This window comes from Pseudomonas tremae (genome assembly GCF_023278125.1).
GTDB classification, from domain to species: Bacteria; Pseudomonadota; Gammaproteobacteria; order Pseudomonadales; family Pseudomonadaceae; genus Aquipseudomonas; species Aquipseudomonas tremae.
Genome location: NZ_CP066270.1, coordinates 4804606 through 4827158 on the forward strand (window position 1 = coordinate 4804606; position 22553 = coordinate 4827158).

The 22553-nt window shown below is 60.2% G+C and carries 17 protein-coding genes; 6 read left to right on the forward strand and 11 right to left on the reverse strand.

Annotated features, from left to right (window positions below; genetic code table 11):
* Nucleotides 1-4: 4 nt before the first annotated feature.
* The 8 genes from I9H09_RS21700 to glnE form a co-directional block, all read right to left on the reverse strand.
* The gene (locus I9H09_RS21700; RefSeq protein WP_122347240.1) at nucleotides 5-1450 is read right to left on the reverse strand and encodes a lipopolysaccharide kinase InaA family protein; all 1446 of its coding nucleotides are present in this window, start codon (nucleotides 1448-1450) and stop codon (nucleotides 5-7) included.
* Nucleotides 1450-2229, reverse strand: a complete 780-nt coding sequence (locus I9H09_RS21705) for a lipopolysaccharide kinase InaA family protein (protein WP_122347239.1) — start codon at nucleotides 2227-2229, stop codon at nucleotides 1450-1452. The genes I9H09_RS21700 and I9H09_RS21705 overlap by 1 nt, the downstream gene beginning before the upstream one ends.
* Nucleotides 2226-2960, reverse strand: a complete 735-nt coding sequence (locus tag I9H09_RS21710; protein ID WP_122347238.1) for a lipopolysaccharide kinase InaA family protein — start codon at nucleotides 2958-2960, stop codon at nucleotides 2226-2228. The genes I9H09_RS21705 and I9H09_RS21710 overlap by 4 nt, the downstream gene beginning before the upstream one ends.
* A complete protein-coding gene (rfaP, locus tag I9H09_RS21715; protein WP_005888416.1) occupies nucleotides 2960-3766 on the reverse strand; it encodes a lipopolysaccharide core heptose(I) kinase RfaP in 807 nt (268 codons plus the stop codon). Before rfaP ends, I9H09_RS21710 begins: the two co-directional genes overlap by 1 nt.
* On the reverse strand, nucleotides 3766-4887 hold the full coding sequence (locus I9H09_RS21720; RefSeq protein ID WP_122347237.1) for a glycosyltransferase family 4 protein: 1122 nt from the start codon (nucleotides 4885-4887) through the stop codon (nucleotides 3766-3768). The genes rfaP and I9H09_RS21720 overlap by 1 nt, the downstream gene beginning before the upstream one ends.
* Entirely contained in the window at nucleotides 4887-5951 is a 1065-nt protein-coding gene (waaC, locus tag I9H09_RS21725) for a lipopolysaccharide heptosyltransferase I (RefSeq protein ID WP_122323536.1), read from the reverse strand. The genes I9H09_RS21720 and waaC overlap by 1 nt, the downstream gene beginning before the upstream one ends.
* A 2-nt stretch (nucleotides 5952-5953) precedes the next feature.
* Nucleotides 5954-6988, reverse strand: a complete 1035-nt coding sequence (gene waaF / locus I9H09_RS21730; protein ID WP_024690405.1) for a lipopolysaccharide heptosyltransferase II — start codon at nucleotides 6986-6988, stop codon at nucleotides 5954-5956.
* 128 nt (nucleotides 6989-7116) lie between these two features.
* Nucleotides 7117-10074 carry a bifunctional [glutamate--ammonia ligase]-adenylyl-L-tyrosine phosphorylase/[glutamate--ammonia-ligase] adenylyltransferase gene (gene glnE, locus I9H09_RS21735; RefSeq protein ID WP_236502253.1) on the reverse strand — a complete coding sequence of 986 codons (2958 nt, stop codon included), beginning with the start codon at nucleotides 10072-10074 and terminating at the stop codon, nucleotides 7117-7119.
* 384 nt (nucleotides 10075-10458) lie between these two features.
* On the opposite strand from glnE, the gene aceE reads away from it, so the two are divergent.
* The 5 genes from aceE to yccS all read left to right on the forward strand — a co-directional run bounded on the left by aceE (nucleotide 10459) and on the right by yccS (nucleotide 20266).
* Nucleotides 10459-13104: a pyruvate dehydrogenase (acetyl-transferring), homodimeric type gene (gene aceE, locus I9H09_RS21740; protein ID WP_024668635.1), complete on the forward strand. Its 2646-nt coding sequence runs from the start codon at nucleotides 10459-10461 to the stop codon at nucleotides 13102-13104.
* 142 nt (nucleotides 13105-13246) lie between these two features.
* The gene (gene aceF, locus I9H09_RS21745) at nucleotides 13247-14893 is read left to right on the forward strand and encodes a dihydrolipoyllysine-residue acetyltransferase (protein ID WP_024668634.1); all 1647 of its coding nucleotides are present in this window, start codon (nucleotides 13247-13249) and stop codon (nucleotides 14891-14893) included.
* 303 nt (nucleotides 14894-15196) lie between these two features.
* The gene (dbpA, locus tag I9H09_RS21750; protein ID WP_122347235.1) at nucleotides 15197-16576 is read left to right on the forward strand and encodes an ATP-dependent RNA helicase DbpA; all 1380 of its coding nucleotides are present in this window, start codon (nucleotides 15197-15199) and stop codon (nucleotides 16574-16576) included.
* Nucleotides 16577-16752: 176 nt separating this feature from the next.
* The gene (locus I9H09_RS21755; RefSeq protein ID WP_005888405.1) at nucleotides 16753-17931 is read left to right on the forward strand and encodes a BaiN/RdsA family NAD(P)/FAD-dependent oxidoreductase; all 1179 of its coding nucleotides are present in this window, start codon (nucleotides 16753-16755) and stop codon (nucleotides 17929-17931) included.
* Between the two features lie 136 nt (nucleotides 17932-18067).
* Nucleotides 18068-20266, forward strand: coding sequence for a YccS family putative transporter (gene yccS, locus I9H09_RS21760; protein ID WP_122312944.1), 2199 nt, complete (start codon nucleotides 18068-18070; stop codon nucleotides 20264-20266).
* Here yccS and I9H09_RS21765 read toward each other — a convergent pair.
* Complete coding sequence (locus I9H09_RS21765; protein WP_005888400.1) at nucleotides 20229-20984, reverse strand: substrate-binding periplasmic protein; 756 nt, start codon at nucleotides 20982-20984, stop codon at nucleotides 20229-20231. The genes yccS and I9H09_RS21765 overlap by 38 nt on opposite strands.
* Before the next feature lie 224 nt (nucleotides 20985-21208).
* Between I9H09_RS21765 and I9H09_RS21770 the strand changes: the two genes are divergently transcribed.
* The gene (locus I9H09_RS21770) at nucleotides 21209-21667 is read left to right on the forward strand and encodes a GNAT family N-acetyltransferase (protein ID WP_005888399.1); all 459 of its coding nucleotides are present in this window, start codon (nucleotides 21209-21211) and stop codon (nucleotides 21665-21667) included.
* Between the two features lie 27 nt (nucleotides 21668-21694).
* Here the strand turns inward: I9H09_RS21770 and I9H09_RS21775 are convergent, their stop codons facing one another.
* On the reverse strand, nucleotides 21695-21991 hold the full coding sequence (locus tag I9H09_RS21775) for a winged helix-turn-helix domain-containing protein (protein ID WP_005888396.1): 297 nt from the start codon (nucleotides 21989-21991) through the stop codon (nucleotides 21695-21697).
* Nucleotides 21992-22017: 26 nt separating this feature from the next.
* Nucleotides 22018-22542 (reverse strand): M48 metallopeptidase family protein, encoded by a 525-nt coding sequence (locus I9H09_RS21780; protein WP_005888394.1) that lies wholly within the window; start codon nucleotides 22540-22542, stop codon nucleotides 22018-22020.
* Nucleotides 22543-22553: the final 11 nt, after the last annotated feature.

Sequence of the window (22553 nt, forward strand, 5' to 3'; positions counted from 1 at the left end):
AGGCTCAGTCCGGTGCGATCTTCGGCAAGCGCTGCTCCAGCATCTGGTGCAGCGCGCTCTGCGCCGACCAGTTGCGCATGAAGCGCGCCCGGTCACGGGCATAGGCCGAAGCGAATGAAGATTGCGACCCGTGCTGCTGCATGGCATCCAGGTCTATCAGTGCCCAGCGATCGTTGTGCCAGAACAGGTTGTGCCCCTTAAGATCACCGTGACTGATGCGCTCCTCGATGAGCTGTGCGAACAGTTGATCCAGCGCCAGCAACTCGACCTCCGGGACATCGGCGGTGTCTACCCAGGGAGCAAAACGCTCGATGATGTCTGGCCCGTCGAGAAACTCGGTCACCAGCAAGGCCTTGCTGCGCAAACCAAGAAAGCGTTGCTCCTGCACCGCCAGCGGTTTTGGTGTGGCGATGCCGAGGAACATCAGACGATTGCCTTCACGCCATGAATGCCAGGCACGGCTGGGGCGCCAGAAGCGCTTGAGCCAGTGGCTGAAATTCTTGATATTGTAACGCTTGATGACCAACGCACGACCATTGACGTCGATACGGCCGACACTCGCGGCGCCACCCGTCTTGTACAGGTGCCCTTTGTCGAGCAGGGCATCAGCCTGAGTCAGCACAGGCAGCATGGCGGCCTCTTCCTCGCGGCGACTGGCGCGAAACACCGAAGCGTCAGCCTTGACGCTGAACAGGCTGCAGTCACGCACGGTCTTGCCCATGAAGTCTTTGAGCCGCCAACTGCGAACGCGGTCGATCTGCTTTTGCAGCGCCTCCATCGGCAGGCCATGCTCGCCATTGCTCAGGAGGTAATACACCAGCAGTTCTTCGGTGAAGGGCGCATAAGACCGTGGCAACTGGGCAAAGAAAACGCCCAGATTTTCCAGCACCTTCTGCCGGGACAGCGGTTGTCCGGCTTGTTCGGCACGAATGCCCGCACCGTCGATCAGGTACAGCTGGCCCTTGTGACGCAGCAGGTTGTCCAGGTGCAGGTCTTCCTGCCACAAGCCCTTGGCATGCTGCAGGGCGATGGCGGTCAATGCTTCGCCCAGCACCGCCTGCTGCTCATCTGCCAGAGGGGGCAGGTCCTTGACCGCATTCCAGGCATCGCCAAGACTCGACGACTGCTCCAGATATTCGAACAGCAGCCAGCCACCCTCACCTTCCTGCAAACCGTCGGCCAGTAATAGCGGCGTGGTCAGACCTTGCTCGGCAAGCAGACGTACCCCGGCCAGCTCACGTTGAAAGTGCCGTGCAGCCTTGTCGCCCACCAGCAGTTTCGCCAGCACCGTCCGCCCTCGCCATACGCCTGCGCCCACATACCGCTGCCCCGGCAGTACGCGCAGCAAGGTCAGCAATTGCAGCTCGGCCAGACCAGCAGCATCGGCCAGCGTCAGGCTGATCGGCAACTCGGGGTTACGACCGACGTTCTTGAGTTCAGACAAGCGCATCAACGAGTCTCTTTATCATTGCGGTGTTGAAGGTCACGTTTATGGTCGCTGCGCCTGCCCAGCCGTACGCTCCAGGCATCGACCAGAGCGCTTTCCGGGCTGGCTTGCAGGTAGGCGGCCAGCAGCTCGCGCCGCTCGCTTTCATTCCATACCTGCGCACGCCGCAGCAGCGGCTCCAGATCGCGGGCAAGGTCACGCTTGCCGAAGATCACCGGCCGGGTTTTTTCCAGGTCGATCAGTTGCGCCTGATAGCCCGCGCCGCCCGGCCGGAGGAAGATATGCTTGGGGTAGAAGCAACCGTGCACCTGGCCTGCACCGTGCAGCGTATGCGCCAGTCGGCCGCAGGTCTGAAGGATCGCCAGGCGCTCACCCGCCTCAAGGCTGCTCCATTGCAACAGCAGCTCATCGAGATCGGTCCAGCCGTCCAGCGCCCGGGTCATCAGAATGGCGCGGTGCTCGCCTTCGACCTTTTGCTCGCCGTAGAACACCGCTTGCAGGGCCGGAATGCCCAGCTTGCGATAGCGGCTAATGTTACGAAACTCGCGAGAGAATGACGGCTCGCCAAAAGGGTGATGCAACGTATGCGTCAGGTAGTTGCTCTGGCGTTTGAGGTAAAAACCCTGACCGTCCAGGTCAAGGCGAAACACACTGCTCCACCCGCCCCGCCCGGTGTTCGGCTCATCGACTGCATCGAGCCTGATGTTCCAAAGCGATTCAAAATCCGCCAGATGATGACGCGCCAGTAACGGCTGGTCGGCACTGGCAATAAAAACGCTCATTCACGGCCCTCGAAAAAGCTGACGATATGTCGAATACGTTTTTTGTCGGAGGCATTCAAACGCGTTCGCTGACGGTAAAGCAGATAGAAGCGCAGGCGCTGGGTGGCCGACAGGTGATACTTGGCAACCTTGTCCAGGCACGCCAGGTCCTTAGTGATCCGGTAGCGCAGCATGAAGCTCCACCAGAACGCACCGTTGGGGCAATCGATGAAGAACAGCCTGCCCTCGTCATCGACCAGCAAATTGCGCCATTTCAAATCGTTATGGGTGAAATGGTGGTCATGCATGATTCGGGTATAAGCAGCCAGCTGGCGGCTGATGCCTTCGACCCAATGCCTGTCGGCCAACCGGGAGTCCTTGCGCTGCGCAAGCGCGGACAGGTCTTCGGTGTTCGCCAACTCGCGAGTAATCAGCGCCCCGCGATCGTAGGCGGTGCCGTTGCGTTCAAGCCCCCAGGCCACGACTTCGGCTGTAGGGATGCCCCACTTGGCGAAACGCTTGAGGTTCTGCCACTCGGACCTGACCCTGGGCTTGCCCATGTAACGGCGCAAGCCTTTGCCCGCACCCACGTAGCGCTTGACGTAATAGCTGACCCCGGCGCGCTCGACGCGGATCACTTCGGAAAGCGGGTCACGGGTCAATCGATGTCCTTCCAGAGCAAACACGGCATCCAGACTGCCGAAGTCCTGCGTCAGGAAGGCGTACTCGGGCTCCAGGTTCCAGCCCGCCATCAGAGCGCGTCCCCGTAGCGCACTTTGCGCTGATACAACTTGTCGGCTTTTTTATCCAGCCAGGTGAGTAGCTTCGTTTCCCTGAGCAGAATTTCGCGCAACGGTTTCTGGAAATAGACGTTGAGAAATCGCAGCTTGTCGCGACGGGTCAGGCCGATGTCCAGCGCTGAAAAATACAGCGCGGCCAGGTCCTTGTTGCGCCAGCGTGGCGTAATCGCGCGCCGGGTCTGGGCACGATGCAGATCGATGACCGACAGCCTGAAATCATCGGCCGTCACAGGCTTGTCGGTGTGCAACAGAAAATGACAGATGTAACAGTCACGGTGGTTGACGCCCGCTCGGTGCATCATCCCGACCAGTCGGGCGACTTCGGCAATAAACGCTCTTTTCAGCCGTGGCTCGGGCGGCTCGTTACGCCAGTTGAGGCTGACATCTTCCAGGCTGGTGGTCGGTGCCAATTCTTCGGTAACGATAAACGAATGCTGCGCGGCGGGGTTGCTGCCACGTTCGCCATAAGCCACAGCGGTCATGGTCGGAACACCGACCTCGTGAAGACGCTCGATAGCGTCCCATTCCTTGCCGGCACCCAGCACCGGAAGCTTGGCGGTCGCCAGGTTCTTGGCGATCTCGCCCCAGCCGATACCCCGGTGGATCTTGACGAAGTAGCCGCGCCCGTCGACTTCGGTGCGCAGCGTGCGACGTCCTTCCAGCTCGCGATAGACCTCACCGCTCAGGCCCTCGACCTCGGCGAATGCATCGCGCCCGGCCCACAGGCTCTTGAACGGTTCAGCAAGGAACAGCTTCATCAATAGTGCTCCGCCAGAATCACATCCGCAGCGCGTTGCGGCATGCTGTAAAGGTCCGCCATGTCCGCAAAGGCCAGGCCATTGCGGCTCCAGGCGCTGCGCGCGGCATCGTCCTCGAGCATGCTCGCCAGGTAGCGATTGAGTTGTGCCTGATCGAACGGTTCATCCAGAACCCGCCCGCAATCGGCTTTGGCAATGTAGTGAGCGTAACCGCATACAGCGCTGACCAATACCGGCAAACCGGCCACCAGCGCCTCGAGCAGCACGGTCCCGGTGTTCTCGTTGTAGGCCGGATGGATCAACACGTCGGCGCCCAGCAGAAAACGCGGAATGTCACTGCGCCCTTTCATGAACGTCACTTGATCGCCCAAGCCCAGCGCGGCGCTCTGCAACTGGAATACTTTGGGGTCGTCCTGGCCGATTACAAACAGGCGCGTGCGTTTTTTCATGTCTGCAGGCAAGGCCGCCAGGGCTTTCAGGCTGCGATCTAAGCCCTTTGTCTTGAAACCGGAGCCGATCTGCACCAATAAAAGGTCATCATCGGCAAGACCAAACTCTTTGCGAAAGTCTGCGCGGATCTGCGGCGCATTGGGGGGCGCACGGCGATCCTGGGAAATACCCGGTGGCAGCAGGTGAAAACGCGACAGCGGCGTATCGTAATGCTTGATGAACAGCGGCTGCTGGACTTCAGAGATCATCAATACCTGGGTTTTCGAGTCCCTGGCGAATACCGCTCGCTCATAGTCGGCAAAATGACGATAACGCCCCCACTTGCGATACAGCGGGCTGCGCAGGTTCTGCGCCTTGTCCTCGAAGCAGCCATCGGCGGCGTAATACACATCCAGACCCGGCATCTTGTTGAAGCCGATCAGACGGTCCACCGGACGCTGGGCCAGGTCGGCTTCCATCCACGCCATGAGCTTCTCGTTGCGCCGATGATTGAAGAAAGCCTTGACCGGCGCAACCAGCACTTCAAAACCCGGCGGCACGTCGCCTTCCCAGATCAAGGTGTAGACACGAATCTGATGGCCGCGCTGCTGGCACTCCAGCGCGATGCGCATGAAGTCGCGTTGCAGACCGCCGAACGGGAAGTATTTGTAGAGCACGAAAGCCAGTTGCATCAGCCAGGTTCCTTTGCCAGCAACAGCGCGCCCAATTGGCTCGCTACTCGCTCGGGATTCAAACGAGTGAAGCACAGCGGCCACTCGCGTTTCAGGTCGAACCGGCGCTGATCATCGGCGCTCGGTTGGTAAGTGCATTTCTTTTGCAGGCAAGGCGCACAGGCAGGGTAATCGCTGGCCAGGTGCACCTGTGATTTGCCGTAGGCCCCGGTCAGCCCCGGGTTGGTGGGGCCGAACAGGGAAATGGTCGGCACGTCCAGCGCTGCCGCAAGGTGCCCGATTCCGGTGTCCACCGCAACGCAAGCCTGCGCACTGGCCAATATTCGCGCAACACCTGCCAGGTTCAGCTTAGGCAACACATGGGCGCTGTCCAGACCGTCGGCGATGCGCTCAGCTCGGGCCTTTTCCATCGGGTTGCCCCACGGCAACTGCACCTGCAAGCCGCGTGCAGCCATCAATTCAGCCAATTGCCGCCAATACAGCTCGGGCCAGTGCTTGGTGTCCCAAGTCGTGCCATGCAGAAACAACACAAAGGGCGCGCGCGGCGTATCGTCGAGCCCGGCCAGCAGCTTGAGACCGTAATCGCCCATGCCGGCGGGCAACTGATAACCCAGCGCCTGAGCGAACAACTGGCGCAACCGTTCGACTGCATGCTGCCCGCGCGCCACCGGCAAGGCGCGATCATAAAAGCGGCTGGCAAGCGGCTCGCGAGCAGAGTCACGGTCCAGACCGGCCACCGGCGCATCGACGTAGCGTGTCAGCCAGGCACTTTTGAACAGGCCTTGAGCGTCGATCACCAGATCGTAACGCTGCTCGCGCACACGCTGCTTGAAGCGTCGCCATTCGCCTGACCTGACGGTCTGCCAGAGATTCTTGCGCCAGCGACGGATTGCCACCGGGATGACCGTATCGACCGCCGGATGCCAGCCGGGAATTTCAGCAAAACCTTCTTCCACCACCCAGTCGAAACGAATGCCGGGCAGCGCCCGTGCAGCGTCGGTCAGTGCGGGCAAGACGTGAATCACATCACCCAGCGAGGAAGTCTTGATCAGCAGTACCCGCAAAATCAGGCCACCTCGACCGGCGTGCCACTCAGGCGAGCAAGCGCCTCAGTGACGGCGTCCGGCTCAAGCAGACGCATGCAGTTGTAATGGCCGAAACGGCAAGTGCGGTCGAAGCACGGGCTGCATTCTATGCCGAGGCGCACCACTTCAACCTCGTCGGCCAGCGGCGGTGTGAAGCCTGGCGAAGTCGAGCCGTAGACCGCCACCAGTGGGCGGTTCAATGCCGCAGCAACGTGCATGAGGCCTGAATCATTGGAGACGACGGCATCGGCACACGACAGCAGATCAATGGCTTCGGCCAGCGAAGTTTCGCCGCTGAGGTTCACCGACTCCTCTCGCAGACCGGGGATCAGGTCTTGACGAATGCTTTCACCGACCGGGTGATCCTTCTTCGAACCGAACAGCCAGACCTGCCAGCCTTCACGAATCCTGGCTTCGGCGACCTGCGCGTAATGCTCGGCGGGCCAGCGTTTGGACTCGCCGAACTCGGCACCAGGGCAAAGCGCCAGCACCGGGCGATCAAGCATCAGGCCGAACTTGAGCAGTGCGGCATCGCGAGTCACAGGGTCGATACGCAAGCTCGGTTTGGGATAGGGCTGCGGCAGCTCGGCGCCCTTGTCGAAAGCCAGCGCCATGAAGCGTTCGATCATCAGCGGGTAGCGCTGTTTGTCGAGGCTGCGCACGTCGTTGAGCAGGCCATAACGAAACTCGCCACGCCAGCCGGTGCGCTTCGCAATGCCGGCAAAGAACGGCACCAGCGCGGATTTCAGCGAATTGGGCAGCAGAATTGCCTGATCGTACTGGCCAGCGAGGGACTTGCCGATGCGCCGCCGGGTCGCCAGCTCAAGGGCGCCATGACCGAGCGGAAAGCTGAGCGCGGCACGAACCTCGGGCATGCGCTCCAGGATCGGACGGCTCCATTCCGGCGCCAGCACGTCGATTTCGCACTCGGGGTGACGCTGCTTCAGGCACTGGAACAGCGTTTGCGCCATCACCATGTCACCGACCCAGCTAGGCCCAACGATCAGAATTTTCATGTTCTATCCAAAAACGACCGGAAACGATCAGGGAGGCCGATCAGACTGCGTGACGTTCCCACACAACCCGTCGCCTCCCTGTCATAGCTTTATATAGTGTGCATCGGAGCATTGCGCAGCCTTGTGGCTCAGCTCAACCCCATCTGCGTCCAGATCCGCATCACCTCACGCCGCTGGGCATGAAACTGATCACCACTGACTACACCCGCCTGCTTCTGCAAAGCCTGACGGTGCGCCGCCGAGCGGTAGGCCTTGTAGGCTTCACGCAGCAGGCTGGCGTCCGCATCAGGCAACAGTCCGGCTTCTTCCAACCCTTCGAGAATCCGGATGTTATCGGTGTAGCGCAGCAGCGCAGGGTGCTCTCTGGACCATGCCAAAGCGGCGTATTGCACCATAAATTCGATGTCGACGATACCACCGGCGTCCTGCTTGAGGTCGAATGGCATTGATGCTTCGAAGGCATTGGCCGCCCTGCCTGCGGCTGTCAGGCGGGTGCCGAGGTTGTCGCGCATCTTGGCACGCATCTCGCTGACTTCAGCCCGCAACGTGTCCAGATCGCGCTCGCGCCTCAATACATCGGCACGCACTTGCTCGAACTGCTCGCCCACATCGCGGCTGCCCGTCAGCACCCGGGCGCGTACCAGCGCCTGATGCTCCCAGGTCCAGGCTTCACCGGCCTGATAGCGGGCAAAGGCACCTACCGAGCTGACCAGCAGCCCGGAAGCTCCGGAAGGCCGCAGGCGCATATCGACGTCATACAGCTGACCGGAGTTGGTCTGCGCGGTCAGCAAATGGATGACTCGCTGACCGAGACGGGTGAAAAATTGCGCACTGTCGATAGACTTGGCGCCGTCGGTCTCGGCCTGCAGATCACCGTCATGGATGAACACCAGATCCAGATCGGAACCGTGGCCCAACTCGATGCCGCCGACCTTGCCGTAACCGACGATCACAAACCCCGGATCGCACAGCGAACCGTCGGGCCGCGAAGGCGTACCATGCCGTGCCACGCTGTAACGCCAGGCCAGCGCCAGTACCTGATCCAGAATCGCCTCGGCCAGCCAGGTCAGGTAATCGCTTACTTTCATCAGCGGCAGGCTTCCGGAGATTTCCGAGGCCGCCACGCGCAGGCTATGGGCCAGCTTGAAGTGTCGCAAGGCTTCCATCTGCTGTTCAAGGTCATCCTCGGGAATGCGGATCAACCGTTCACGCAATTCGGCGGCCAGCTCCGGGGCCAACGGCGGATTGAACAGACGACCCTCGTTGAGCAGTTCGTCCAGCAGCAGCGGGAAGCGCGCGATCTGCTCGGCAATCCACGGGCTGGCAGCGCACAGAGTCAGCAGTTGTCGCAGCGCATCCGGGTTCTCGGTCAGCAGCACCAGGTACGCCGAGCGCCTGGCCACCGCTTCGACCAGCGGCAGTACACGCTCAAGAACCAGATCAGGCTTGTCATGCTCTACCGCCTGCGCCAGCAACCTCGGGATGAACGCATCCAGACGTTCGCGACTCAGGCGCTGCATCGAACGCAGGTTCGGGCTGCTGCGCAGATTGGCCAGATGTTTGAGTGCGCGGTCGGGGTCGACGAAACCAGCCTGCTGTAACTGACGGCCAGCGGCCTCTTCGTCCTGGGACTCTTCCCACAGTGGCAGCCACTCGCCGCCGACCACGACTTCACCATCGTCCTCTTGCTCGTCGTCCGGGTCTGAATCGGGGTCAGCAATGACCTGGCGAAAATGCCAGGACACCCGACCGCGCCAGTACATCAGTCGCTCGTGGAAGCTGGCCCAGTCAGCGAAGCCCATGATCAACGCAATACGCGCCTGATCCTGCTCGTTGTCGGGCAGCATTTGCGTCTGACGGTCGGCAATGGCCTGAATGGCGTGCTCGGTGTAACGCAGAAATTCGTAGCCTTCGCGCAGCTCTTCAGTCACGGCAGACGGCAGATAACCCTGGCCTTCAAGGGTCTTCAACACCTTGAACAACGGACGCTGTTGCAGGCTCAGGTCGCGGCCACCGTGGATGAGCTGAAACGCCTGAGCGATGAACTCCACCTCACGAATCCCGCCCGCGCCGAGCTTGATGTTCTCGGCCATGCCCTTGCGTTTCACTTCCTGCTGAATCAACTGCTTCATTGTGCGCAGCGCTTCGATGGCCGAAAAGTCCAGATAGCGGCGGTACACAAATGGGCGCAGCATCTCCAGCAACTCGGCACCCGCGGCTTGATCACCGCCGACCACTCGCGCCTTGATCATCGCGTAACGCTCCCAGTCGCGCCCCTGATCCTGGTAATACTGCTCCAGCGCATTGAAGCTGAGCACCAGCGCCCCAGACGATCCGTAAGGCCGCAGGCGCATGTCGACGCGAAAAACAAAACCGTCGACTGTCACCGGGTCCAGCGCCTTGATCAATCGCTGCCCCAGGCGGATGAAAAATTCCTGATTGTCCAGCGGGCGTTTAGTGCCGACCGTTTCTCCGCCCTCCGGGTAACCGAAGATCAGGTCAATGTCCGACGAAAGGTTCAGCTCGACCGCGCCGAGCTTGCCCATGCCCATGATGACCATGTGCTGCGGCAAACCCGAGTGGCGGCCGGTCGGTGTCCCGACTTGCTGACACAGGCGCGGATAAAGCCATTGGTAAGCGAGGTCGATCGAAGCATCGGCCATTTCCGAGAGATCGCGGCAGGTTTCGATCAGATCTGCCTGCCGGGTCAGGTCGCGCCAGATAATCCGGACTTGCTGACGCGCGCGCTGTCGACGTAGATTACGCCCCAGCTCATCTTCACTGGCGGCGTCGAGCAGTGCGTCGGCAATCCGGGCGCGCAATTGGCCAGCAGAAAAGCTACGCTCCAGCTCGCCCGCATCGGCCAGTTGCAGCAGCATCTGCGGGTCACGGCAGATTTGTTCGGTTACAAAATCGCTGGCTGCACAGACCCGATCGAATGCCTGGCGGCGTGCCTCGGGCCAGGCCTTGAACGAGGCCAGCGCTTCGTCTGACACATCGGCCAGCGCGGCCTCGAAAGTTTGCCGGGCACGGCTGATCAACGGCAGCAGAATGGCCGGAAAATCGGCCAGTGAAGGTAGGCTCATGGTCTATCCTTGATCGGCGTGCAAACGCCCGCCCGTCGTGTGCCGGAGACGCGTCTGCCACCACCGCTTGTCGAACAAAGGTTATAAATTGCTGGAAAAATCAAATTAGAAGCATAAAAATCCGCTTTTTACCGGCAAGATATTCAATAGCGACCAACAGTAACGTTTTAAGTCACAACACAACAGAAGCGATTGAGTCGCTTCTCTGTAGTTTTACTACTGGGTCCATTACGTGGAGGGCTGAAATCGTCGTCGATTTGTAGTAAAACTACACGCCGCCGGATCCCACCCTCCGGTAATCCAAGAATTTATGTCGTCTGCCCACAAGGCCAGTCGCAAACTCAGGCAACCGATTCTGGAAGCCTTTCCGCCCTGGAGCAAGCCATGCAAGACCTCGATCCCGTCGAAACCCAGGAATGGCTGGACGCCCTGGAATCGGTTCTCGACAAAGAAGGCGAAGACCGCGCTCACTACCTGATGACCCGTCTGGGCGAGCTGGCCACCCGTAGTGGCTCGCAGCTGCCGTACGCCATCACCACGCCATACCGCAACACGATTCCTGTCACCCACGAAGCACGCATGCCTGGCGACCTGTTCATGGAACGCCGCATTCGCTCGCTGGTGCGCTGGAACGCATTGGCCATGGTTGTCAAAACCAACATCGGCGACCCGGATCTGGGCGGCCACATCTCCAGCTTCGCCTCCAGCGCCACGTTGTATGACATCGGTTTCAACTATTTCTTCCAGGCCCCGACCGACGAACACGGCGGCGACCTGATCTACTTCCAGGGCCATGCATCGCCAGGCGTCTACGCCCGTGCATTCCTGGAAGGTCGCATCACTGAAGACCAGATGAACAACTTCCGTCAGGAAGTCGACGGCAATGGTCTGTCTTCTTACCCACACCCGTGGCTGATGAAGGATTTCTGGCAGTTCCCGACTGTATCGATGGGCCTTGGCCCGATTCAGGCAATCTACCAGGCACGCTTCATGAAGTACCTGGAGCACCGCGGTTACATTCCGGAAGGCAAGCAGAAGGTCTGGTGCTTCCTGGGTGACGGCGAGACCGACGAGCCGGAATCCCTGGGCGCCATCGCCCTGGCCGGTCGCGAGAAGCTCGACAACCTGATTTTCGTCGTCAACTGCAACCTGCAGCGCCTCGACGGCCCGGTTCGCGGCAACGCCAAGATCATCCAGGAACTGGAAGGCGTGTTCCGTGGCGCTCAGTGGAACGTCACCAAAGTCATCTGGGGCCGCTTCTGGGACCCGCTGCTGGCCAAGGACGTCGATGGTATCCTGCAACGTCGCATGGACGAAGTCATCGACGGCGAATACCAGAACTACAAGGCCAAGGACGGCGCGTTCGTCCGCGAGCACTTCTTCAACTCGCCTGAACTGAAAGCGATGGTTGCCGATCTGTCCGACGACGAGATCTGGAAGCTCAACCGTGGCGGTCACGACCCGTACAAGGTCTACGCGGCGTACCACGAAGCCGTCAACCACAAGGGTCAGCCGACCGTGGTTCTGGCCAAGACCATCAAAGGTTACGGCACAGGTGCTGGCGAAGCGAAAAACACTGCGCACAACACCAAGAAGGTAGATGTCGACAGCCTGCGTCACTTCCGTGATCGCTTCGACATCCCGGTCAAGGATTCCGAGCTGGAAGCCCTGCCGTTCTACAAGCCGGAAGAAGGAAGCGCCGAGGCCCGCTATCTGAGCGAGCGTCGCGCAGCACTGGGCGGCTTCGTACCTCAGCGTCGCGCGCAGAGCTTCAGCCTGCCAACCCCGCCACTCGACACCCTCAAGGCCATCCTTGACGGCTCGGGCGACCGTGAAATCTCCACCACCATGGCGTTCGTGCGCATCCTGACGCAACTGGTCAAGGACAAGGAAATCGGCCAGCGCATCGTGCCGATCATCCCGGACGAAGCCCGTACCTTCGGCATGGAAGGCATGTTCCGCCAACTGGGCATCTACTCGTCTGTCGGCCAGCTCTACGAGCCAGTCGATAAAGAACAGGTGATGTTCTATCGCGAAGACAAGAAAGGCCAGATTCTCGAAGAAGGCATCAACGAAGCGGGCGCCATGTCCTCCTTCATCGCTGCCGGTACTTCGTACTCCAGCCACAACCAGCCGATGATTCCGTTCTACATCTTCTACTCGATGTTCGGTTTCCAGCGTATCGGCGACTTGGCCTGGGCCGCTGGCGACAGCCGCACCCGTGGCTTCCTGATTGGCGGCACCGCCGGGCGTACTACGCTGAACGGCGAAGGTCTGCAGCACGAAGACGGTCACAGCCATATCCTGGCATCGACCATCCCGAACTGCCGCACCTTCGACCCGACTTACGGCTACGAACTGGCAGTGATCATCCAGGACGGCATGCGTCGGATGTTCGAAGAACAGCAGGATGTTTTCTACTACCTGACCGTGATGAACGAGTCCTACGCTCAGCCAGCCATGCCGGCCGGTGTCGAGGAAGGTATCGTCAAGGGCATGTACCTGCTCGAAGAAGACACCCGGGAAGCGGCGCACCACGTCCAGTTGCTGGGCTCGGGCACCATCCTGCGTGAAGTACGCGAAGCGGCGAAGATTCTCCGTGACGAGTTCAACATCGGCGCTGACGTGTGGAGCGTTACCAGCTTCAACGAACTGCGCCGCGACGGCCTGGCTGTAGAGCGCAACAACCGCCTGCACCCTGGCCAGAAGCCGGAACTGAGCTATGTCGAGGAATGCCTCAACGGTCGCAAAGGTCCGGTCATCGCGTCGACTGACTACATGAAACTGTTCGCTGACCAGATTCGTCAGTGGGTTCCAACCAAGGAATACAAAGTCCTGGGCACCGACGGTTTCGGCCGTAGCGACAGCCGCAAGAAGCTGCGTCACTTCTTTGAAGTCGATCGCCACTTCGTGGTGCTGGCCGCCCTGGAAGCCTTGGCTGATCGTGGCGATATCGAACCCAAGGTCGTGGCGGAAGCCATTGCCAAGTTCGGCATCGATCCTGAAAAACGCAATCCACTGGACTGCTAAGAGTCTGCTTCAAGAGCGCTGATCAGAGCGTAGACAGCCGAGGATGCGGAATTTACCCACCGTAAATGAGCATCCAACGCTGTTTCGTTGTAACTGAACCAGCGTATTCGTGAGTGAACAGGTTCTCCTGAGGAGAGACATAGTGAGTGAGTTAATTCGCGTACCCGACATCGGCAACGGTGAAGGCGAAGTCATTGAGCTGATGGTCAAGGTCGGTGATCGCATCGAAGCTGACCAGAGCGTTCTGACGCTTGAATCGGACAAGGCGAGCATGGAAATCCCTGCTCCCAAGACTGGCGTCATCAAGGCCATGAAGGTCAAGCTGGGCGACCGCTTGAAAGAAGGCGACGAGCTGTTCGAACTGGAAGTGGAAGGTGAAGCATCTGCGGCGCCTGCCCCTGCTGCCGAACCTGCAGCTGCCGCCGCCCCTGCCGCTGCTGAAAAGCCTGCCGAAGCTGCGCCTGCCGCCGCCGAACCAGCGCCAGCTGCAGCTGCCACCGTTCAGGACATTCATGTCCCGGACATCGGCTCTTCGGGCAAGGCCAAGATCATCGAACTGATGGTCAAGGTCGGCGACTCCATTCAGGCTGATCAGTCACTGATCACCCTGGAGTCAGACAAGGCCAGCATGGAGATTCCATCTCCTGCGGCAGGCGTCGTTGAAAGCATTGAAGTCAAACTGGATCAGGAAGTCGGCACCGGCGACCTGATTCTGAAGCTGAAAGTCGAAGGCGCTGCGCCTGCCGCTGCACCGGCACCTGCTGCCAGCGCTCCAGCTGCTGCTCCGGCCAAGGCTGAAGCGGCTGCCCCGGCAGCAGCTCCTGCACCTAAAGCCGAAGCTGCACCCGCTCCGGCCGCACCAGCAAAAGACGGCGCCAAGGTTCATGCAGGCCCGGCCGTTCGTCAGCTGGCGCGCGAGTTCGGCGTCGAGCTGAACGCGGTCAGCGCCACCGGCCCTCACGGCCGCGTGCTGAAGGAAGACGTTCAGGCTTACGTCAAGACCATGATGCAGAAAGCCAAGGAAGCTCCAGCTGGCGGCGCAAGCGGCGGCTCGGGTATCCCGCCGATTCCGGAAGTCGATTTCAGCCGTTTCGGCGAAATCGAAGAAGTGCCGATGACGCGTCTGATGCAACTGGGCGCATCGGGTCTGCACCGCAGCTGGCTGAACATTCCGCACGTCACGCAATTCGATCAGGCCGACATCACCGACCTGGAAGCTTTCCGTGTTGCGCAGAAAGGCGCTGCCGAGAAGGCTGGCGTCAAGCTGACCGTGTTGCCTTTGCTGCTCAAGTCCTGCGCGCACCTGCTCAAGGAGCTGCCGGACTTCAACGCTTCGCTGGCACCAAGCGGCAAGGCTGTAATCCGCAAGAAATACGTGCACATCGGCTTCGCCGTGGACACCCCGGATGGCCTGCTGGTCCCGGTTATCCGCGACGTCGATCAGAAGAGCCTGCTGCAGTTGGCCGCTGAAGCCGCTGCACTGGCTGAAAAAGCGCGTAACAAGAAACTCACTGCGAACGACATGCAGGGCGCTTGCTTCACCATCTCCAGCCTCGGCCACATTGGCGGCACCGGCTTCACGCCGATCGTCAACGCGCCGGAAGTGGCGATCCTTGGTGTTTCCAAGGCAACCATCCAGCCAGTCTGGGACGGCAAAGCCTTCCAGCCGAAACTGATGCTGCCGCTGTCGCTGTCCTACGATCACCGCGTGATCAATGGCGCAGCTGCTGCACGCTTCACCAAACGCTTGAGCGAATTGCTGGCGGACATCCGCACAATCCTGCTGTAAGCCAGGCAGGCCCGCCGCATGGCGGGCCTCGCTGTACACCTTTGCGAGCTGCCACGCTCGAACCTCAACCCCGCCCTCCAGCGGGGATTTTTTTGCCTCGCTATCGCGCCCCATGCTCCGCGCTCATTGCTGGATCCTGTGGGAGTGAGCTTGCTCACGAAGACCATGGTCCAGACGCCCCATCTTCTGGGGCTGTACGGGCCCCTTCGCGAGCAAGCTCGCTCCTACGATCTTCATCGCGGTGCCAGGTCTGGCTGGCGGGTGATACACTGCGCGACATTTTTGTTTTGCAGGTCCACCGTCGTGACTAACACCGCTTTCAATTCTCTGCCCCTGTCTGCTGCCATGCTGGCTAACCTGGAGTCGCTTGGTTATGCCGAGATGACGCCGATCCAGGCGCAGAGCCTGCCGGTGATCCTCAAGGGCATGGACCTGATCGCGCAAGCCAAGACCGGTAGCGGCAAGACCGCTGCGTTCGGCATCGGCCTGCTCAACCCGATCAACCCGCGCTTCTTCGGTTGCCAGGCACTGGTCATGTGCCCGACCCGCGAGCTGGCGGATCAGGTGGCCAAGGAAATTCGTCGTCTGGCCCGCTCGGAAGACAACATCAAAGTGCTGACCCTGTGTGGCGGCGTGTCTTTCGGCCCGCAGACCGGCTCGCTCGAGCACGGCGCGCACATCATCGTCGGCACGCCAGGCCGCATTCAGCAGCATCTGCGCAAAGGCTCGCTGGTGCTTGACGGCCTGAACACGCTGATTCTCGATGAAGCCGACCGCATGCTCGACATGGGCTTCTACGACTCCATCGCTGACATCATCGAGCAGACCCCACAACGTCGCCAGACCCTGCTGTTCTCGGCCACCTACCCGGTCGGCATCAAGCAGCTGTCCTCGAAGTTCATGCGTGACCCGCAGACAGTAAAAGTCGAAGCGCTGCACGCCGACAGCCAGATCGAGCAGATTTTCTACGAGATCTCCCCCGAGCAGCGTCTGGAAGCAGTGGTCAAGGTAATCGGCCATTTCCGTCCAACGTCCTGCGTTGCGTTCTGCTTCACCAAGCAGCAGGTTCAGGAAGTGGTTGATCACCTGACCGCCAAGGGCATGTCTGCAGTCGGCCTGCATGGCGACCTTGAGCAGCGTGACCGCGACCAGGTGCTGGCGATGTTCGCCAACCGCAGTACTTCGGTACTGGTCGCCACCGACGTAGCAGCACGCGGTCTGGACATCGATGCGCTGGACATGGTGCTCAACGTCGAACTGGCCCGCGATTCGGAAATTCACATTCACCGCGTGGGCCGTACCGGTCGCGCTGGCGAAAAAGGCATTGCGGTCAGCCTTGTGGCACCGTCCGAAAGCCAGCGTGCGCGCGCCATCGAAGAATTGCAGAAAGCCCCGTTGAACTGGCAGCAATACGACAAGCTGAGCATCAAGGAAGGTGGCAAGCTGCTGCCGGCCATGACCACGCTGTGCATCGGCTCGGGCCGCAAGGACAAACTGCGTCCGGGCGACATACTCGGCGCACTGACTGGCGAGGCCGGTATTGCGGGCACCCAGGTCGGCAAGATCGCGATCTTCGACTTCCAGGCCTATGTCGCCGTCGAACGCAGCATGGCCAAGCAGGCGCTGGAGCGTCTGAACAACGGCAAGATCAAAGGCAAGTCGTTGCGCGTGCGGATTCTCTGAAATAGTCGTCAGTTGCATTATCGTCCCCATGCTCCGCGTGGGGACGCAGCTCTGGACGCTCTGCGTCCAATTTTGAATATGTGGCGCGACGCAGGTATGTGACGCAGAGCATCACGAGAGGCATTCCCACGCGGAGCATGGGAACGGTCGTGACCTAAAGATCGAGGAAACACGCTGTGCCCGTTACTGACGTTGTAATCATTGGCGCTGGCGCCGCAGGTTTGATGTGTGCGTTCACTGCTGCCGCTCGCGGGCGCAAGGTGATGCTGATCGATCATGCCAACAAACCCGGCAAGAAAATCCTCATGTCCGGTGGCGGGCGCTGCAACTTCACCAATATGTACACCGAGCCGGCCAATTTCCTGTCGCAGAATTCGCACTTCTGCAAATCGGCTCTGGCCCGCTACACACAGTGGGATTTCATTGCGATGGTCGCCAAACATGGCGTGCCCTATCACGAGAAAAAGCTCGGCCAGCTGTTCTGCGACAACAAGTCCAGCGACATTCTGGAGATGCTTCTGGAGGAATGTAGACAAGCCGGTGTCGACCTCCACATGGACACTTCCGTGCAGCAGATCGACAAGACCGAAGCCGGCTACAGCCTGCAAACCACACTGGGCACGCTGACCTGCGAATCACTGGTCATTGCCACGGGCGGCCTGTCGATCCCGACGCTGGGCGCAACAGGCTTCGGTTATCAGGTCGGCAAGCAGTTCGGCCACACGCTGCTGCCGACCCGCGCCGGGCTGGTGCCGTTCACCATCACCGACCAGCTCAAGGACCTGTGTACCGAGCTGTCCGGCACATCGGTCGATTGTCTGGTGAGCTGCAACGACACCAGCTTTCGCGAAAACATCCTGTTCACCCATCGCGGCCTCAGTGGCCCCGCGATTTTGCAGATATCCTCGTTCTGGCAGCCCGGCGACACAGTGGAAATCAACTTGCTGCCTGATCACGATGCCTCGGCCTGGCTGACGCAACAGCAGGCAGAGCGCCCCAACAGCGAACTGAAAACCCTGCTGGGTGAAATATTCACCAAGAAGATGGCCAACCTGATCGCCGAAAACTGGTTCGTGTCCAAACCCATGAAGCAGTACACCCACGCGGAACTGGCCGATATCGCCGAAAGGCTGGCGAGCTGGCAGCTGGTCCCGGCGGGCACCGAAGGCTATCGCACCGCCGAAGTAACGCTGGGCGGCATAGATACCCGTGAAGTGTCGTCCAAGACGATGGAGTCGCTGAAATCCCCCGGCCTTTATTTCGTTGGCGAAGTGCTGGACGTGAGTGGCCACCTGGGCGGCTTCAACTTCCAGTGGGCATGGGCATCGGCCTATGCGGCTGCGCAGTACGTGTGACGCAGTGCACGTGACGTAACATTGCGACACTGCAAACCGGTATAAATGTTGCGAAGCAGATGTACAGCCCGCCGTTTGGGCTGTACATATCCTCCTGCAGGATCGATCAATTGCGAACAGGGCCGTCAGCTTATCCATGGCATCGAAATCTCTCCGTCATACACTCCGTCGATTGTGGGCGCTGGATAAATTCAGCTATAGCGTTCGAGTCTTTATCGCGCTGACCGGCAGCATGGCGCTGTGCTGGTATCAAAACGAGATGGCCCTGCTGATCCCGCTGTTTCTGGGGATTATCGCCTGTGCCCTGGCCGAGACCGACGACAGCTGGCAGGGCCGGCTGAATGCCCTGGCAGTGACCCTGGTGTGTTTCAGTGTTGCCGCCCTCGCCGTCGAACTGCTGTTCCCCTATCCTTGGCTATTCGTCTGTTCACTGGCACTGGCCAGCTTTTGCCTGACCATGCTCGGCGCGCTGGGCGAACGTTATGGCGCAATCGCCTACGGCACCCTGATTCTGTCGGTCTACACCATGATCGGCGTCGATCAGCGTGGCGGCGAGGTGCTGGACTTCTGGCATGAGCCAATGTTGCTGGTGGCGGGCGCAGCCTGGTACGGCCTGCTGTCGGTGCTCTGGCAGATGCTGTTTTCCAACCAGCCGGTGCAGCAGGCGCTGGCGCGACTGTTCCGTGAGCTGGGGCAGTACCTGAAGCTCAAATCGACGCTGTTCGAACCGCTGCGCACGCTCAACGTGGAGGCCCGTCGCCTGGAACTGGCGCAGCAGAACGGCCGGGTGGTTGCGGCGCTGAACGCCACCAAGGAAATCATCCTGCACCGCGTCGGCAGTGGCCGTCCCGGCTCGAAGGTCAGCCGCTACCTGAAGCTGTACTTCATCGCGCAGGATATCCACGAGCGTGCCAGCTCGTCGCATTACCCCTACAACTCCCTGGCTGAGGCCTTTTTCCACAGCGACGTGCTGTTCCGCTGCCAGCGCCTGCTGCGTCAGCAAGGTGTGGCCTGTCAGGCGCTCTCAGAGTCCATCCAGCTGCGTCAGCCGTTCGTTTATGACCCCCACTTTGCCGAAGCCATGGAAGACCTTCAGGCGTCCCTTGAGCATCTGCGTATCCAGAGCAACCCCGCGTGGCGTGGCCTGCTGCGCTCGCTGCGAGCGCTGGCCGCCAACCTCGGCACGCTGGACCGCCTGATCAGGGACGCCAGCAACCCGGACGCCGTCGCCGATGCCACCGACAGCAGCCTGCTGGACCGTTCACCGCGCAATCTCAAAGATGTCTGGACGCGCCTGCGCCTGCAGATGACCCCGACTTCGCTGCTGTTTCGCCATGCACTGCGCCTACCGCTGGCGCTGACCATCGGCTATGCGATGGTGCACCTGATACACCCCTCGCAAGGCTACTGGATCATCCTGACCACGGTGTTTGTCTGCCAGCCGAGTTACGGCGCAACCCGACGCAAGCTTGGGCAAAGGATTATCGGCACAGCGATTGGTCTGACGGTCGGCTGGGTACTGTTCGACCTGGTCACCAGCCCGATTCTGCAATCGATGTGCGCAGTACTGGCTGGCGTGGTGTTCTTCGTCAACCGCACCACCCGCTATACCCTGTCGACAGCCGCGATCACGGTGATGGTGTTGTTCTGCTTCAATCAGGTCGGGGACGGTTACGGCTTGTTTCTGCCAAGGCTGTTCGATACGCTGCTGGGCAGCCTCATCGCCGGCCTTGCGGTGTTCCTGTTCCTGCCCGACTGGCAAGGGCGACGCCTGAACAAGGTGCTGGCCAATACCCTGACCTGCAACAGCATCTACCTGCGCCAGATCATGCAGCAGTACGCCAGCGGCAAAAGCGACGATCTGGCCTACCGGCTTGCCAGGCGCAACGCCCACAACGCTGATGCCGCCTTGTCGACCACGCTGGCGAACATGCTCATGGAGCCCGGCCACTTTCGCAAGGAAGCAGATGTCGGCTTTCGCTTTCTGGTGCTGTCGCACACCTTGCTGAGCTATCTGTCAGGGCTTGGTGCGCATCGCGACACCCAGTTGCCGGCCGAGATCCGCGAGCACCTGATCGACAACGTCGGTCCCGCGCTGGCAGCGAGCATCGATGAAATAGCCTCCGGGCTGGCCGAGAAGAAACCCGTCGCGGTACAGAGCGATGCGGAGGAAGCGCTGGCCACACAACTCGAGCAACTTCCGGAAGAGATGGACGAAAGCCAGCGCCTGGTGCAAGCCCAACTGGCGCTGATCTGTCGTCAACTGGCGCCGCTGCGCACCCTCGCAGCACACTTGATCAAGGTTCCGGAGACGCTTGCAGACCGTGCAGTCTGAGCAGTTCCTCGTAAGTACCGTCGGCTTTCATCGCCGCGATTTCCCGGTCAAAATCAGCAACGATTCGCGCATGCTCCGGATTTTTCAGACTGACCAGAATATGCAGGCTGTTTTCGCTCAACGATCCCGGGACGAATGCGACGCGATTGCGCACCTCTTCAGACTCAAGCCCCAGGTTGTAACGGGCCACGTATTCGTCTTCAAGCGCAAGGTCGACACGGTCGGCCGCCAGCATGCGCACAGCCGAGGAGAAGTTCTGCACGAGAACTTTCTTGAGCAATGCGTCGTTATCGAATGCGGGTGAATAGGCGTACCCCCTCACGACAGCAATACGGTAATCATGCATCTGCTCAAGGGTCAGGCTGCCCATAGGCGATTCCTTGCGCTTGATGAGGCGAATCCGGTTGAGCAAGTACTCCGTTGAAAACTGGCCCACTTTCTCACGGTCTTCGCTGAACCACGCATTGATCAGCACGTCGTGACGCCCTTCACGCAACCCCAGCATGGCCCGCGCCCAAGGCACCTGTTCGTAGGCCGTGGAGTACCCGGCGCGGTGCAACGCGGTAGTGACAATATCGGTGGCCAGGCCGCCATTGAGCAGCAGCGCATCGGTAAAGGGCGGCCAGGGGTCCGCGACCAGACGCAGCTTTTCCGCCGCACCGGCTTGCGCCATCAGCAAGAAGACCAGCAACCCAACCGCGCGAAGCAAATTCGACATGCTCAGGTTCCTGAAGAGATCGACGAGGCCGATGCAATCCTATCGGCAGCAAAACCACTGTTCATTAACGTGCCTGCACATAATTGAAGCCCTGAAGCAGTCAGTAGACAGCCTGCAGGAAACACACATTCTGCAAAGCTTCACGCACTCGAATGACAGCGTTTATTGGGAATGTCGCCGGATACGTTTAGACTTCGCTTCTGGTTTATCTGCGAGTCTGCAACATGTCAATTGAATGGATCTGCAAACATCACACCGAACTGAGCATCCAGCAGCTCTATGCCGCGCTGCAACTGCGGGCGGAGGTGTTTGTGGTCGAGCAGAAATGCGTGTATCTGGACGTGGACGGACAAGACCTGACAGGCGATACCTGCCACTTGATGGCTTGGCAGGGCGACAAGCTGGTGGCTTACCTTCGCCTGCTCGATCCTATCCAGCAAGGCGGCGACGTGACCATTGGCCGCGTGGTGACCGCACCGTCGATCCGCAGCAGAGGCATCGGCCATGAATTGATGGTCCAGGCACTGGAAAACGCCGAACGAAAATGGCCAGACCAGCCCATCTACCTGTCGGCTCAGGCCCACCTGCAGGGCTACTACAGCCGATACGGCTTCGACCCGATCGGCGAGATATATCTGGAAGACGACATCCCGCACATCGGCATGCGTCGCGATCTGGACTAGGGGCGGCCTTGAGTTGCAAGCGGTTCCTCAGGGATACCCTAGCACGGCCTTGATGCTGGCAAGGTTGCTGGCAATCCAGGCCTTGTCGATGGCTCCCCAGTCGCGAATGCGATAGCTGCCGGCGTGATTGCGGGCGCCTTCCTGTTGTTCGAATTCACACTCGATGTCCAGATCGGCGAGCGCGCTGATGGTGTCCTGCGCAGTGCGACGTGGCATGCCGGTCACTGTGGTCAGCTCGGGAACGCTGCTGGCGATCTGCGAATCGATCAGGTACGCCACGTACAACCGGCGATAGAAACTGCTTTTGGTCTTGCTGACCTCCATCGACGAATCCTTTTTCCATACGTTGTTCAGAGGGCCACCCGGGCAGCCTGCAGGTCGCGATACGTCAGGTATACGCGCAGGTCGAACTCCAGCTGGTGATAGCCGGGCAACATGTGCTCGCATAACTGATAAAACGCTTTGTTATGGTCAGACTCGCGAAAATGAGCCAGCTCATGGACGACGATCATGTTCAGAAACTCCGGGGGCGCTTCCTTGAACAGGGCCGCTACACGAATCTCGTTGCTAGCCTTGAGCTTGCCGCCCTGCACTCTGGATATCTTGGTGTGCAACCCGAGCGCACGGTGGGTCAGGTCCAGACGATTATCGAACAGCACTTTTTTAATGGCCGGCGCGTTGCGCAGGTGGTCCTGCTTCAATCCCAATGCATACGCGTAAAGCGCCTTGTCACTCTGAATCTGGTGACGCTCGGGGTAGCGTTGTTGCAGATAGTCCGCAAGGCGGCCCTGCTCGATCAGTTGCTGCACCTGATCCTGCAGGGCCTGCGGGTAAGCCTGCAAGTACTTCAGCGAGGCATGGCTGGACGCGGTCATAGGTCTCTGGC

Bases quoted from the DNA above. Each gene is read 5' to 3' on its own strand.
- I9H09_RS21700 (WP_122347240.1), bottom strand. From the start codon at position 1,450: ATGCGCTTGTCTGAACTCAAGAACGTCGGTCGTAACCCCGAGTTGCCG.
- I9H09_RS21705 (WP_122347239.1), bottom strand. From the start codon at position 2,229: ATGAGCGTTTTTATTGCCAGTGCCGACCAGCCGTTACTGGCGCGTCAT.
- I9H09_RS21710 (WP_122347238.1), bottom strand. From the start codon at position 2,960: ATGGCGGGCTGGAACCTGGAGCCCGAGTACGCCTTCCTGACGCAGGAC.
- rfaP (WP_005888416.1), bottom strand. From the start codon at position 3,766: ATGAAGCTGTTCCTTGCTGAACCGTTCAAGAGCCTGTGGGCCGGGCGC.
- I9H09_RS21720 (WP_122347237.1), bottom strand. From the start codon at position 4,887: ATGCAACTGGCTTTCGTGCTCTACAAATACTTCCCGTTCGGCGGTCTG.
- waaF (WP_024690405.1), bottom strand. From the start codon at position 6,988: ATGAAAATTCTGATCGTTGGGCCTAGCTGGGTCGGTGACATGGTGATG.
- glnE (WP_236502253.1), bottom strand. From the start codon at position 10,074: ATGAGCCTACCTTCACTGGCCGATTTTCCGGCCATTCTGCTGCCGTTG.
- aceE (WP_024668635.1), top strand. From the start codon at position 10,459: ATGCAAGACCTCGATCCCGTCGAAACCCAGGAATGGCTGGACGCCCTG.
- yccS (WP_122312944.1), top strand. From the start codon at position 18,068: ATGGCATCGAAATCTCTCCGTCATACACTCCGTCGATTGTGGGCGCTG.
- I9H09_RS21765 (WP_005888400.1), bottom strand. From the start codon at position 20,984: ATGTCGAATTTGCTTCGCGCGGTTGGGTTGCTGGTCTTCTTGCTGATG.
- I9H09_RS21770 (WP_005888399.1), top strand. From the start codon at position 21,209: ATGTCAATTGAATGGATCTGCAAACATCACACCGAACTGAGCATCCAG.
- I9H09_RS21775 (WP_005888396.1), bottom strand. From the start codon at position 21,991: ATGGAGGTCAGCAAGACCAAAAGCAGTTTCTATCGCCGGTTGTACGTG.
- I9H09_RS21780 (WP_005888394.1), bottom strand. From the start codon at position 22,542: ATGACCGCGTCCAGCCATGCCTCGCTGAAGTACTTGCAGGCTTACCCG.